We start from the raw sequence: 13209 nt of genomic DNA, 5'->3' as shown, positions 1-13209 counted from the left end.
TGCAGCAGCGACCCGGCGACGCGGGCCCGGAAGCCCGTGACGCCGCCGCCGTGCCGGATGGCGTTGGTGACCAGCTCGGAGGTGACCAGCAGGGCGTCCATGACGCGCACCGCGTCCAGGTCGGTCCCGGCCGGCAGCAGGGCCCGCACCCGGGCCCGCGCGTCCGCGGCGGACACGGGCGGGTGGCCGGGCGCCGGCGCGTCGTCGCCGGAGCGCGCTGCGCCCACGGGGCCGTCGTCGCGCAGCCGGACCACGGACGCGCCGCTCTGCGTCGTCGTCGCGACGACCGGTTCGTCTCCGATCACCCGGACATTGTCCTACGCACGCCGGGGCCGGTGCGCCCCACTACGTTCCGAACAGGGGCGCGCACGCTCGTGCGCACGGGTGACGCTGTGTCACGCCTTCCGTACGGAGGCGGGGGGTCCGGTTGCGGAAGACGCCGTCCATGGAGGATGGTTGCCGCAAGGCAACGACATCCCCGTTGCTTCCGCTCCAGACGAAGAGGTGAGGGGGCCGCACAGCGGGCCCGGACCGTTTTGGTTCCTTCCACGCAGATCACGTCCGGTTCCCCCGCCGCGGGTCGCGCGGGGAACGAATTCCCCTACCCCGTGATCGTGGCGGACGCGCGGCTCCACCTGGTCTCCAGCAACGACGCGGCCCGCCTGCTCTTCCCGGGCGCCCGGCCCGGCACCCCCCTGTCCGGTGCGGTACCCGCCTGGATCGCGTCGGCCCACGCCCGCCGCGTGGGCGCCGAACCGCCCGCGATGCGCCCGCCGGAGCCGCAGACCGGCCCCGCACGGGGACCGATCGGCCCGCGCTCGTACGAAGCGCACCCCACCGCCCGCGAGGACGGCACGGTGGAGTGGTGGCTGGTGGACGAAACGCACCACCGGACCACCCGCGAGGAGCTGCGCACCGAACGCGAACGCACCGCGTTCCTGGTCCGCTCCTCCAACCTGCTGCTGTCCTCCCTCAACCTCGACCGGTGCATGGAGGCCACGGCGCAGCTGGCCGCCGAGCACTTCACGGACGCCGCCCTGGTCCTGGCCCCCGACCACGGCGGCGGCCTGCGCGTCGTCTCCTGCGTCCGCGGCGGCCACCCCTGCACCGCCCTCCTCGCGGTCGACCCGGGGGAGGCCCCCGGACTCGCCGAGGCCCTCCAGGGGTTCCCGCCCGTCCCCTCCCGCTGGCTGGACCCCGCGGTCGCGCCCGACTGGCTACTGCCGGACGGGCTGGCCCGGGTCGGATCGATCGTCGTCACCCCGTTGCCCGGGCACGGCGTGCCCGCCGGCGCCCTGGTCCTCCTGCGCACGGCCGGGGGCGCCCCGTTCTCGGAGGACGAGGAGGTCTTCGCCCGGCTGTTCGCGGCGCGCGCCGGCGCCGCCATGTCCGCGGCGCGCCTGTACGCCGACCAGGCGGCCGTCACCGACACGCTGATGCGAGAACTGCTGCCGCCCAAGCTCCGGCAGACGTCCGGAGTGGAATACGCGGGCGGCTACCGGCCCTCCAAGGACCACGAGCGGGTCGGCGGCGACTTCTACGACCTCCACCCGATGGGCGGCCGCGACGAAGCCTCCCTGGTGGTGCTGGGCGACGTCTGCGGCAAGGGGCTCGAGGCCGCCGTCATGACCGGGAAGATCCGCAACACATTGCAGGCCCTCCTGCCCATGGCGGACGACCACCACCGCGTCCTCAGCCTGCTCAACTCCTCGCTGCTGAAATCCGACAGCACCCGCTTCGCGACGATGGTGCTCGCCTCCGCGGCCCGCGAGGGCAACGCCGTGCGCCTGCGCCTGACCAGCGCGGGCCACCCGGCGCCCCTCGTCCTGCGCGTCGACGGCAGCATCGAGGAGGCGCCCACCCGGGGCACCCTCGTCGGGGCCCTGCCCGAGATCACCACCGAGACCGCCTCGGTGACGCTCGCCCCCGGCGACGCCTGCGTCCTGTACACGGACGGGATCAGCGAAGCCCGCGGCGGCCCCCTGGGCGGGGCGATGTTCGGCGAGGAACGGCTGCGCCGCGCCCTGTCCGAGTGCGCGGCCATGCCCGCCGAGGCCGTGGTGGAACGCGTACAGATGCTCGCCGCCCAGTGGATCGGCGCCGGGCGCCACGACGACATGGCCGTCGTGGTCATCTCCGCCCCGCGCACCAACCACCTCAGTGCGGTGGACGGCCACACACGGGGCAGGTTCACCGCATGAGCCCGCACCACACCACCACATCCCCCGCCGCGCCCGCCCCGAGGTCGGCGCCCACCCGCCCGGCGGAGCTCGCCGAGCAGCTCTGGCAGGCGCTGCTGGCCCTCGACGAATCCGCGGCCGTCGCCGCGGTGCTGCGCGCCCTGGACCAAGGACTCGCCCCGGAATCCGCCCTGCTGGACGTCATCGCCCGGGTCCAGGGCCGGATCGGCGAGGAATGGGCGGCCGACCGCATCACCGTGGCCCAGGAGCACGCGGCGACCGCGATCAACGACCGGGCCGTCGGAGCGGTCGCCCTGCACCCCGCGGCCCGGACGCGACCGCACCGGGGCAAGGTGACCGTCGCCTGCGTGGACGGCGAATGGCACGCCCTGCCCGCCCGGTTGCTGGCCGAAGTCCTGCGGCTGCGCGGCTGGCACGTCGACTACCTCGGCGCCCAGGTCCCCGCCCCGCACCTGATCGCCCACGTGCACCGCACCGGGCCCGACGTCGTGGCCCTCTCCAGCTCCCTGCCCACCCGCCTGCCCACGGCGCACGCCACGATCACCGCGTGTCGGGCCGCCGGCACCCCGGTGATCGTCGGCGGAGCCGCCTTCGGCCCCGACGGCCGGTACGCCCGGCTCCTGGGCGCGGACGCGTGGGCGCCGGACGCCCGTACGGCCGCGGACGACCTGGCCCGGGCACCCCTCGGCCGTCCCTGCCCCGGCCGGCAGTCGCTCGACGACCTCCCGCACCTGCAGGACCAGGAGTACACCCTGGTGGCACGAGGGAGACAGCGGCTGGTCCGCGAGGTCTTCGTCGAACTCCAGGAGAACCACCCGGCGATGCGGGAGTACACCGACGTCCAGCGCGAACGCACCGCGGAGGACCTCTCCCACATCGTCGACTTCCTCGCCGCGTCGCTCTACACCGACGACACGGACCTTTTCCTCCGCTTCCTGCTGTGGACGGCCGACGTACTGGAATCCCGGGGCGTACCGGCCACCTCGCTGCTGCCCGCGCTCGCCCTGCTGGCCCACCGGCTGTCCGACTTCCCCCGGGCCACGGCCACCCTGCGGGCCGCATCGGCCCGGCTCACCCGCACCGGCACCCGTACCCCTTTGACCCCGACCGGGACCACCGCATGACGACTTCCCCCACCACCCCGCTGCGCCTGTCGCACCACTACGCCGACGGAGTCGTCGGCGTGGAGCTGCACGGCGACCTCGACCACCGGCACGCCGAACTCCTCGTCGACGCCGTCCGTCGCGCCCTCGCGGAGCACGACGGACCGCACGAGGTACGGGTCGACTGCGCGGGCCTGACCACCGTCGACAGCATCGGCCTGGCCGCCCTGCTCATGATCCGCCGGCACACCGACGCCGCCGGGGCCGTCCTCCAGCTGGAGAGCCGCACCACCCAACTCGACCGGCTCCTGCGCCTCACCGGCACCCTCGGCCACTTCACGCACACCCGCCCGGGCGCCCAGCCGGGCACCGGACCGCTGGAAGCCGGGCCGGGCGAGGAGCAACCTCCGGCCCGCTCCCCGGACCCGGGCGCTTGATCGGCGTCGAAGGCCGCGGGGCCGCGAAGTGCCGCGCCCTCAGCAGAGCTTGCCGGTGTACCAGGCGTTGCGGATCTGCGACGTGGTGCCCAGCTGCGTGACACCGGGGCGGACGCAGTGCTTGGTGTCCCACTCGTTGATCCGGTCGATCTTGATCTGGATGTGGGAACCGTCCGAGGTGCAGTGGTTGTAGAAGGCCAGGAAGTTCTTCGTGAAGTACCCGCAGGGATCCACCGCGGAGGCTCTCGGGGCCGCGGGGGCGGCGGTGGCGACCGGAGCGGTGACACCCAGCAGCAGGGCGGTCAGAGCGAGGGGCAGAAATCGTCGTGTACCCATGAGGGCTACCTACCCCCGCGCCGAAACGGCTGAAACGAAAGCAGAGCCTCCGCAACGGGTGCGCGCCGGGGCGCGCTCCGGCGCGTGCCCCCGCGCCCGGTCGACATCGGGCAGCGCTGTTCCTCAGGCCGGGCCGGGCCCGCTCGCGCCGCCGAGCAGCCTGTCCACGAGGAGTTCCGGGTAGCCGGTGGCCGGCAGGTCGATGCCGAAGATCGCCCGGACGTAGAAGGGCCCGATCAGCTGGTCGAGGATCTCCTCCAGCGGCGGCGGCACCTCGCCCCGGGCCGCGGCCCGCTCGCGGATCTGCTCTATCGAGCGCATGCGCCGCCGGAAGTGCCGCGCCCGCTCGCTCTGTTCCTGCGTGCTGCTCGGCATGGACAGGATGACGGCGCGCACGAGGGCGCGCCCTTCGGGGGTGTGCATGCTCGCGACGCTGGCCTCGGCCCAGGCGACGAGGTCGCCGCGCAGGGTGCCGGTGTCGCCCAGCGGCGAGTCGCGTTCGAGGCGGGTGGTCACCGTGTCGGCCAGCAGTGCGTCCAGGCTGCCCCAGCGCCGGTAGACGCTGGTGTGGTTGACACCGGCGCGTCCCGCGATCGCGGGGATGGAGAGGTCCTCGCCCTCCGGGGTCGAGAGCAGCTCGATGACCGCTTGGTGGACCGCTTCGCGGACCTGTTCAGGACTCCTGCGGATGCGCGCGGCCGGTTGTTTCTGAGTCACACCCCCATCTTAAGCACAGATATTTGCTTCCAGGCGGCCGAGGCCCTACAGTCGCCACCACAAGCACAGATCTGTGCTTACGGTGCCGTCGAAGGAGACCGCCATGAAGCAGCTGCTGTTCCCGAACAACACCCAGTTCTGGTACGAGACCCTGCGCTCGATGAGTCACATCGCCTACGGCGGCGCCGACTTCGGCGAGGTCGTCTCCACCGCCGCGCGGATCACCGAGGGCGACTACGACAGTTGGTACACCGAATGGTTCGCCACCGCGGGCCGGGTGTCCTCGGAGGCCGAGAAGGCGCTGTCGGGCGGCCACCGGGTCAGCGCCCGCGACGGGTTCCTGCGGGCCTCGAACTACTACCGGTCGGCGGAGTTCTTCCTGCACGGCAAGGACTGCGACCCGCGCCACGACCACGCCTACGACCGTTCCGTGGAGTGCTTCCGGGCCGCTGCCGCCCTCTACACCACCCCGAGCATCGAGCCGGTCCGGATCCCCTACGAGGACACCACGCTGCCCGGCTACCTCTACCGCGTCGACGACTCGGGCACCCCCCGGCCGACGCTGATCATGCACAACGGCTTCGACGGCACCGCCGAGGAGATGCACTTCTTCGGCGCGCTGGCCGCCGTCGAGCGCGGCTACACCGTGCTCGTCTTCGACGGCCCCGGAATGCCCGGGCCGCGCCACCACCAGGGCCTGGTCTTCCGCCCGGACTGGGAGAACGTCATCACCCCGGTGATCGACTTCGCCGAGACGGTGCCGGAGGTCGACAACGGCCGCATCGCGCTGCTCGGTCTCAGCATGGGCGGACTGCTCGCCCCCCGGGCGGCCGCCTTCGAGCACCGGCTGGCCGCGCTGATAGCCGTCGACGGCCTCTACGACCTCGGCCAGACGTCCGTCCGCAACATCCCCGGCGACCGGAAGGAAGCCGAACGCCTGCTGCGGGCACGGACCGCCCCGGAACTCGACGCCGCCCTCGAGCAGATCATGGCCAAGGACCCGATCGCCCGCTGGGCACTGAACCACGGCATGTACGTCATGGGGGTCGACACCCCCCGCGCCTTCAACGCCTCCTACCTCGACTACACCCTCGCGGACGGGATCGCCGAAAGGATCCAGTGCCCCACCCTCGTGTGCGACGCCGCGGAGGACGAGTTCTTCAAGGGCCAGCCGGAACAGCTCTACGCACACCTCACCTGCCCCAAGACCCTCATGCTCTTCACCGCCGACGAGGGCGCCGGCGCCCACTGCCACCCCGGCGCCATGCGCCACGCCAACGCCCGCATCTACGACTGGCTCGACGACACCCTGACCCCCGCCCGCGCCTGACCCCGCCCCGCGAGCAACCGCGGGGGCCGGCGGTGACCGAGGGCCCGTCGGCCCACCCGGTGTGATCGGGTAGCGTACGCCCGCACGCGCGTTCTGGGGGGAATCACACATGCGCAACGACGTCAGGAACCTGCTCGGCCTCACGGCTCTGGGGGTCCTCGTGCTGACCGGCTGTTCCCCGGCGGCGCGGGCCCCGGCGCCGGCCGACGGGGGACCCGGCGCGTCCGTGCGGCCCTTGACCGACGCGCAACTCCGCCCGCGCCTGCTGGAGCCGACCGATCTGGGCACCGACTTCCGGGTGCGGCCCCAGGCGACGGCGAAGCCCGACGAGACGGCCGTGGTGGGATGCCCGCCCCTGGAGAAGCTCGGCCCCCTGCCGGCGGACGGCTCACTGGGCTTCCCGCACCGGGCCACCGTCTCCTTCGCGCACCCGTCGCAGGAGGCCGGGCTGAGCGAAGAGATCTACAGCGACACCGAGGCGAAGATCTCCGGCCGGTCCCGGGAGGTCTTCACCGCCACGGAGGCGTGCCCGGAGTTCCGGATGGTGTCCGGAACCCCGCCCCTCGACGTGACGCTGCGGGCGACCGTCCAGAAGGTGGCCGCGCCGCGGCTCGGCGACGAGCAGTGGGGGCACGTCCTGACGCTCACGGCCGACGGACGTCCCAGCGTGACGAAGGTGATCGCCGTCCGGTCCGGCAACGTACTGGTCGTGCTCTCGGGCAGCCCCGCCCTCGTCGACGCCCACGTGGACAAGGCCCTGGCGAAGGCCCTGAAGCCCACCGGCTGAGTCGTCGACCGGGGCCCGCTGCGCTCAGCCGAGGAAGTCGACGCGGTCGATGAGACCCTCGCGCACCCGGTAGGCCACCAGGACGCGGACCGGCTCGTCGGCCAGGCCGTGGGCGATCTCGTGGTCGACCACCCAGTCGCCTTCGACGAGCCGCCCCACGATCTCCGCCCGGCAGCGGCCTTCGGCGAACTGGGCGGCGTACTTGTCCCGCAGGGCCTGTCGGCCCCGCAGTCGGCTGCCGTCGGACCGTCGGACCGTGACGTCCTCGGCGTAGGTGGCGGCGAAGGCGTCGATGTCGTGGCCGTTGTAGGCGGCGAGCTGCCGCTCGACCACGTCGCGCGGTTCGGTCATGTGGTGGCTCCTTGCGTTGCAGGTCTACGGTGTCAGGCCGCGAGGCGACGGGTGGCGAGTTCCGCGTAGAGCGCGGCTCCCTCGGGGAGCACCGCGTCGTCGAACTCCGCGTAGGGCGAGTGATTGAGCGGCAGGTCGTCGGGGTCGGCCCCCTTCGGGGCCGCGCCGAGCCACGCGAACGATCCCGGAACGGCTTCGAGCACCCGGGAGAAGTCCTCCGACCCGGTCATCGGGTTCGCCATCGTCCGGTAGCGCTCCTCGCCGAAGACCTCGCGGACCGTCTCCGCCAGGAAGTCGGTCTCGGCCCCGTCCGTCACGGTCACCGGGTACTCGGGAAGGTACTCGACCTCCGCCCGCAGGCCGTGGGCGGCCGCGACGGATGCGACCAGCTCCACCACGGTCTCGGCGACCTTGGCCCGCGCCTCGGCGGAGAAGGTGCGCACGGTCGCCTCGAAGCGCGCGGACTCCGGGATGATGTTGCGCTGGGTGCCGGCCCGCAGGAGCCCGACGGTGACCACCACCGGATCGAACACGTCGAAGCGGCGGGTCACCATGGTCTGCAGGGCGGCGACCATCTCACAGGCCGCCGGAACGGGGTCCATGGCCCGGTGCGGCATCGAACCGTGGCCGCCCGCGCCGTGCACGGTGACGTTCAGCGCATCGGAGGCGGCGAGGATCGGCCCGCGCCGGGAGCTGAACTCGCCGTGCGGCATGGTCGACGCCACGTGCAGGGCGTACGCGGCGACCGGACGCCTGCCCGCCGCGTCCAGCACGCCCTCGGCGAGCATCGCTCCGGCGCCGTCCCAGCCCTCCTCGCCGGGCTGGAACATGAAGACCACGTCGCCGTGGAGCCGGTCCCTACGTGCGGCCAGCAGGTGCGCGGAACCGGCGAGCATGGCGGTGTGCAGATCGTGCCCGCAGGCGTGCATGGCGCCGTTGTCGGCGGCGAAGGACACCGGGGCCTTCTCCGTGATCGGCAGCCCGTCCATGTCGGCGCGCAACAGCACCACCGGCCCCGGTCGCCCGCCGCGCAGCACCGCGGTGACCGAACTCAGCGCGGAGCCCCGGCTCACCTCCAGCGGCAGTCCGTCCAGGGCCTCGAGCACCCGCTCCTGGGTGCGCGGGAGGGCCAGACCCAGCTCGGGGAACCGGTGCAGGTCGTGGCGGAGCCGGACCAGGTCCGGGGCCAGCCCGAGAGCATCGTCGTACAGGGACACGGGTACCTCCGTCGCACCCGCGCGAGCGGGAACTTGTGCAGAGCGATCTTGTTCCCTGATTCTTGGTCCCGAGGCGGGAGTTTCCCGCGATTGTGCAGGATCACGCCACCAGGGGACCTCCCATGAACGAATCCACCGGAAGCCGCCGGTGAGCCGCGCCGACGCGACGGTGGACGAACTGGACCTCGCCCTGGTGAACGCGATGCAGCTGCGCCCCCGGGCGCCCTGGTCGCTGCTCGGCCAGACCCTCGGCATCAGCCCCGTCACCGCTGCCCGCCGCTGGCACCGCCTCTCGTCGGCCGGGATCGCCTGGGTGACGGCGTACGGCCTGCCGCACCCCGATGACCGCGGCTGCGTCGCCTACCTCGACCTGGACTGCGCGCCCGACCGGCTGCGGCAGATCGCTGACGAACTGGCCGAGGACCCGCACGTGATGAGCATCGAGCACCACTCCCAGGGCTGCGACCTCGTCGTCACCGCCGCCTTCACCGACCTCGCGACGGTCTCCCGGTACACCGCTGAACGCCTCGGCCGACTCCACGGAGTCGACGCCGTACGCGTCCACCTCGCGACCTGCTTCTACGCCGAGGGGATCCGCTGGCGGCTGGACTCGCTGGACCCGGCCCAGCGCGTGGAGCTGCACGACGATCATGCGGCGGGCAACGGGACGGCCTCCGGGGTCCGGGCGGAAGTCCGCGTCGAGGACCGCGAGTTGCTCATCAGGCTGGGTGTCGACGGCCGCCTCGACCAAGCCGAGCTGGCCGCCGCCACCGGGCTCAGCCCGTCCACGCTGCGCCGCCGCCTCGACCGGCTCGCAGCCTCCGACGCGATCCGCTTCCGCTGCGAGATCGCCGCCCGCGACGCGGGCCGACCGGTCCTGGCGACCTTCCTGGCCGACCTCCCGGCGGACCGGCTGGACGAGGTCGGCCATCAGCTCGCCCGACTCCCCGAGGTCCGGCTGTGCGTATCCGTCACCGGCGCGCACAACCTGATGCTCTCCGTCTGGCAGCGCTCCCTCGCCGACGTCCAGCGCCTGGAGACCGCTCTCGCCCGCAGGTTCCCCGACCTGCGCGTGGCCGAGCGCCGCGTGTCCCTGCGCACCGTGAAGCGGATGGGCCGGATCCTCGACGCGGACGGACGCGCGGTGCGCGCCGTTCCGTTGGACATCTGGCGGGATCCGACCCGGCCTCCCGGCATCCGCTGACACCCGTTCAGGCCGGCCGACGTACGGGAAGAGGAAGTGACGGTTGACCGCGCCGCCGCTCATGTGGTCGCCTCGTGGGCAGTGAGGCCGCGTACGAGCCGGAGGCGTCGACGGCGACGCCCCCGCTCGGAGGGGAGACGGCTCGATGACGAAGACCGACCTGGTCCACCTGTCCGGCGACGGGATCAGGGTGGCGATCGACCGCCGCACCGGCGCCCTGGCGCGGGTGGAGTCGACGGGGACCGGATGGCGGGTCACCGACCGGACCGAGCTGGCGGCCGGGTTCCGACTGCTCATCCCGCTTCCCGGACGCCGCAACAATCCGGCCGACGGCGTGCGACAGGATCCCCCCGAGATCCGGGTCGACCCCTCGGGCGGCGCGATCACGCTCTCCTGGCGGCGGGTGCGCTCCGAGCACGGCGGCGAACACCCGATCGGCGTGGTCCAGCGGATCAGCGTCACCGGACGACGGGTCCTGTTCGAGACCACCGTGGACAACCGGTCCGAGCACACCGTCGAGAACGTCTGGGCACCGTGCCTCGGGGACCTCCGCCCACCCTCCGCGGACCAGGAGCTGCGCAGCTTCTGCCTGTCCCAGGCGACCGCCGTGCAGCAGCGGCTGTGGCCGCGCTTCCAGGGCAACTGCCCACCCCACGGCGTCGATCACCCGACCCAGATGGCCAGCTTCGACGATCCGAACGCCGGTGCGACACCCGGTTCCCCCTTCATGCTGGTCCTGGCGCGGGACCAGGGGATGTACGTCGGTGTCGCCGAGCGCCGGGACGATCTCGTGAGCTGGCGGTCCGAACTGGTCCCCGGGTACGCGGACACCATCGCCCGACAGCCGGACCCCGACGCGACGATCCGGTTCTCCACCGTCCACCTGCCCTTCGTCGCGCCCGGCACGACGAAGGCGCTCACCCCGATCGCGCTCGAACTGTTCCAGGGCGACTGGCACACCGGTGCGGACATCTACCGGCGCTGGCGGGGGGAGTGGATGGCCGGACCGACGGCGCCCGCCTGGACGGGCGAGCCGCACGCCTGGCTCCAGCTGCACCTCAACTCGCCCGAGGACGAACTGCGCCTTCCTTTCCGTGAGTTGCCCGAGGTGGGGCGGGAGTGCGCCGACGCGGGAATTCGCGCGATCCAGCTCGTGGGGTGGAACGAGGGCGGCCAGGACCGCGGCTACCCCTTCCACCGGCCCGATCCCAGGCTCGGCACCTTCGAGGAACTGCACGACGCGATCGCGCGGATCCAGGAGCTCGGCGTCAAGGTGGTGCTCTTCGCCAAGTTCACGTGGGGCGACCGGACCGCCCCCCGGTACTCGGAGATCGCCGCGGACACCGTCAAGGACCCGTACGGCGACCCCTACAACGGCGTCCACTACCGCTACCAGACCTCCACCCAACTGCTCGGCGTCAACGTCCGTCACCTGATCCCGATGTGCTTCGGCAGCGAGCGCTACCTGGCCGTCTGCGAGCGGGAGTTCGCCATCATCGTCGCGCTGGGCGCGGCGGGCCTGCTGTTCGACCAGTGCCAACACCACGCCGACGCCCGGCTCTGCTTCGACCCCGGCCACGGCCATCCGCTCGCCTGGCCCGTCTACGGCAACGACAACGAGCTCGTCCGCCGGTTCTCCCGGCAGACGCCGCGGACGCCCGACTTCCTCTACGCCGGGGAGCGCCTGTACGACTGGGAATTCGAGCGGTACCACCTCTCGTACCTCCAGAGCGCGGACCCCGGGCACCTCCCGCTCCACCGGTACCTGCTGCCAGGGGCGTCGATGATGACCGCGGTCAGCGGCTTCGACGACCGCAACATGATCAACCAGTGCCTGCTGTACCGGTACCTCATCAGCTACGAACCGTTCCACTTCAAGGGACGCCCGACCGACTTCCCCCGGACCATCGCCTACGGCCGGCAGATGGACGCGCTCCGCACCGAACTGCGCGACTGGTTCTGGGACGGCACGTTCCGCGACACCGTGGGCGCCGAGGTGCGGTCCGCCGACGGAAGCCCGCACCACCCGTATGCCGTCCATCTGCACCGCCACACGCGCGAGCCCGCTCTCGCCGTCGCCAACTACGCCGCCGAGACCGCGTCGGTCCGGATCGAAGGGATCGGCTCCCGGCCCCTCTACCGGCTCGTCGGCGACGACAGGTGGACCGGCGTCGTCGACGGGCGCCTCGACCTGCCGCCGCGCTCCGCGGCCGTCGTCATCCCGGCGGGGGGAACCCCGCGAAGGCGGGCTCAGCCTCCGGCGGCGTAATCCAGCACGTAGACGCCCGCGTACCCCGACACGCACAGGCGGGAGTCGGAGATCCAGGCGCACGAACGCAGTTCCTGCCCCACGCGCAGCGCGCTGCGGCACTGCCCGGTGCGGGCGTCCCAGATCCGGATGACGCCGTCCGTGCCGGTGCTCGCGATCAAGGCGTCGTCCGGGGAGACGGCGCAGTCCCAGACGGCGCTGCCGGCGTCCATGGTGAGCAGGGAGGTCCCCGTGGCGGTGTCCCAGGTGCGGACGGTCCCGTCGTAGGCGGCGGAGGCCAACCACGCACCGTCCGCCGAGAAGGCGCAGTTGATCACCCGGTTCGTGTGGCCGGCCAGGACAGAGATCAGGGTGCGGGACCCGAGGTCCCACAGGCGCACGAGCCGATCCGTTCCGCACGAGGCGAGCCTGGTCCCGTCGCGGGAGATCGAGCAGCCGAACAGCTGGCCGAGATCGGCGCCGAGCACGGCGAGGGGCGCGCCGTCGGCGGTGTCCCACAGGCGGATCGTCCCGTCACCGCTGACGGTGGCCACCTGCGCGCCGTCCGGGGTGAAAGCGCAGCGCTCGACCCATGCCGTGTGGCCGCTCAAGGTGAGGTGCGGGAGCCGGCCGTCACCGTCGGGCTTCCACAGGTGGAGGGTGCTGTCGTGTCCGTCGGCGGCTCCGCTGGAAGCGATCCACGAGCCGTTCGGCGCGACCGCGCAGCACGCCGCCCCGCCGGTACCGGCGTTGCGGACGGCCAGTTCGCTGCCCGTGGCGACGTCCCAGAGCCGCACGGCGCCGTCGTCGCCCGAGGAGACGATCCGGGCGCCGTCCGGGAAGACGGCGCACTCGCGGACCGGTTCGACCGGGCCGCGCACCCGGGTGCGCACGGCTGCCGCCCCGGGGAGCCTGCCGCCGTCCCCGTCACCCCACCGCGGGCGCCAGACCCGCACCATGGTGTCCGCACCGCCCGCGGCGATCCAGCTCGCATCGGGGGCCACCGCACAGGAGGTGGCGCCTCCGGTGTCTCCGAAGAGGGTGATCCCGAGGTGCCCGGCGGTCGGATCCCAGACGCGGACGGTGCGGTCCGCACCCGCCGAGACCAGCAGGGCGCCGTCGGCCGCCACGGCACACGCGTTGACCCACCCCTCGTGGCCCGTCAAGGACAGCCGCTCCAGACCGGACCGCAGGTCCCAGACGCGGACCGTGCCGTCGGCTCCGGCCGATGCCAGCCAGGTGCCGTCCGGTGCGACGGCGCAGCCCATGACCGCGCCT

12 protein-coding genes are annotated in these 13209 nt (G+C 72.9%); 7 read left to right on the top strand and 5 right to left on the bottom strand.

Annotation, left to right across the window (positions count from 1 at the left end; genetic code table 11):
- Positions 1 to 608: 608 nt before the first annotated feature.
- The 3 genes from ACFWAR_RS04750 to ACFWAR_RS04740 are packed head-to-tail and all read left to right on the top strand — an operon-like array spanning position 609 to position 3741.
- Entirely contained in the window at positions 609 to 2201 is a 1593-nt protein-coding gene (locus ACFWAR_RS04750; RefSeq protein ID WP_385773053.1) for a PP2C family protein-serine/threonine phosphatase, read from the top strand.
- Complete coding sequence (locus tag ACFWAR_RS04745; RefSeq protein WP_385773051.1) at positions 2198 to 3325, top strand: B12-binding domain-containing protein; 1128 nt, start codon at positions 2198 to 2200, stop codon at positions 3323 to 3325. The genes ACFWAR_RS04750 and ACFWAR_RS04745 overlap by 4 nt, the downstream gene beginning before the upstream one ends.
- On the top strand, positions 3322 to 3741 hold the full coding sequence (locus tag ACFWAR_RS04740; RefSeq protein WP_385773049.1) for an STAS domain-containing protein: 420 nt from the start codon (positions 3322 to 3324) through the stop codon (positions 3739 to 3741). Before ACFWAR_RS04745 ends, ACFWAR_RS04740 begins: the two co-directional genes overlap by 4 nt.
- 39 nt (positions 3742 to 3780) lie before the next feature.
- Here the strand turns inward: ACFWAR_RS04740 and ACFWAR_RS04735 are convergent, their stop codons facing one another.
- Together ACFWAR_RS04735 and ACFWAR_RS04730 are read right to left on the bottom strand one after the other, a co-directional pair.
- On the bottom strand, positions 3781 to 4077 hold the full coding sequence (locus ACFWAR_RS04735; protein ID WP_385773047.1) for a DUF6355 family natural product biosynthesis protein: 297 nt from the start codon (positions 4075 to 4077) through the stop codon (positions 3781 to 3783).
- A gap of 123 nt (positions 4078 to 4200) precedes the next feature.
- The gene (locus ACFWAR_RS04730; protein ID WP_385773045.1) at positions 4201 to 4794 is read right to left on the bottom strand and encodes a TetR/AcrR family transcriptional regulator C-terminal ligand-binding domain-containing protein; all 594 of its coding nucleotides are present in this window, start codon (positions 4792 to 4794) and stop codon (positions 4201 to 4203) included.
- A gap of 103 nt (positions 4795 to 4897) precedes the next feature.
- On the opposite strand from ACFWAR_RS04730, the gene ACFWAR_RS04725 reads away from it, so the two are divergent.
- Together ACFWAR_RS04725 and ACFWAR_RS04720 are read left to right on the top strand one after the other, a co-directional pair.
- Positions 4898 to 6124, top strand: a complete 1227-nt coding sequence (locus ACFWAR_RS04725; protein WP_385773043.1) for an alpha/beta hydrolase family protein — start codon at positions 4898 to 4900, stop codon at positions 6122 to 6124.
- A gap of 109 nt (positions 6125 to 6233) precedes the next feature.
- Positions 6234 to 6911, top strand: coding sequence for a hypothetical protein (locus ACFWAR_RS04720; RefSeq protein ID WP_385773041.1), 678 nt, complete (start codon positions 6234 to 6236; stop codon positions 6909 to 6911).
- Between the two features lie 24 nt (positions 6912 to 6935).
- Here the strand turns inward: ACFWAR_RS04720 and ACFWAR_RS04715 are convergent, their stop codons facing one another.
- Together ACFWAR_RS04715 and ACFWAR_RS04710 are read right to left on the bottom strand one after the other, a co-directional pair.
- Entirely contained in the window at positions 6936 to 7262 is a 327-nt protein-coding gene (locus ACFWAR_RS04715) for a nuclear transport factor 2 family protein (RefSeq protein WP_385773039.1), read from the bottom strand.
- A 32-nt stretch (positions 7263 to 7294) separates the two neighbouring features.
- Positions 7295 to 8479, bottom strand: a complete 1185-nt coding sequence (locus ACFWAR_RS04710; protein ID WP_385773037.1) for a M20 family metallopeptidase — start codon at positions 8477 to 8479, stop codon at positions 7295 to 7297.
- Between the two features lie 148 nt (positions 8480 to 8627).
- Here ACFWAR_RS04710 and ACFWAR_RS04705 point away from each other — a divergent pair, with 148 nt between their 5' ends.
- Positions 8628 to 9683 carry an Lrp/AsnC family transcriptional regulator gene (locus tag ACFWAR_RS04705; RefSeq protein ID WP_385773035.1) on the top strand — a complete coding sequence of 352 codons (1056 nt, stop codon included), beginning with the start codon at positions 8628 to 8630 and terminating at the stop codon, positions 9681 to 9683.
- Between the two features lie 145 nt (positions 9684 to 9828).
- Entirely contained in the window at positions 9829 to 11952 is a 2124-nt protein-coding gene (locus ACFWAR_RS04700; protein WP_385773033.1) for a DUF6259 domain-containing protein, read from the top strand.
- Here ACFWAR_RS04700 and ACFWAR_RS04695 read toward each other — a convergent pair.
- On the bottom strand, positions 11934 to 13209 hold a 1276-nt coding region (locus tag ACFWAR_RS04695; RefSeq protein ID WP_385773031.1), incomplete at its 5' end, for a WD40 repeat domain-containing protein. The two genes, ACFWAR_RS04700 and ACFWAR_RS04695, sit on opposite strands and share 19 nt — an antisense overlap.

The sequence above is a fragment of the Streptomyces sp. NPDC059917 genome (assembly GCF_042730635.1).
Classification (GTDB): domain Bacteria; phylum Actinomycetota; class Actinomycetes; order Streptomycetales; family Streptomycetaceae; genus Streptomyces.
This window is presented reverse-complemented; position numbering and strand designations above follow the sequence as displayed.